The 230-nt window shown below is 61.7% G+C and carries 1 pseudogene; it reads right to left on the bottom strand.

The annotated features are described in order from the left end of the window. Positions 1–230, bottom strand: a pseudogene (locus tag XarbCFBP7408_RS22220) (IS5/IS1182 family transposase); the annotation flags it as partial.

A 230-nucleotide genomic window follows, 5' to 3' on the forward strand; every position in this document is an offset into this window, starting at 1 on the left:
GTCTGGTGCATCTCCGGATCGCGCTCGCCATCCTTGTTCTTGGTCGAACTGGGCGCAGCGATGATCGTGGCGTCCACGATCGTCCCGCCTCGCAGACTCTGCCCTTTACGCGACAGGTGCGCGTTGACCCGGTTGAACAGCTTGCGCGCCAAATCATGCCGCTCCAGCAAATGCCGGAAGTTGAGAATCGTCGTTTCATCCGGCACCTCGTCCAGCCCGCCGATCTTCGC

The sequence above is a fragment of the Xanthomonas arboricola pv. guizotiae genome, assembly GCF_002940205.1.
In the GTDB taxonomy this organism is placed as follows: domain Bacteria; phylum Pseudomonadota; class Gammaproteobacteria; order Xanthomonadales; family Xanthomonadaceae; genus Xanthomonas; species Xanthomonas arboricola_C.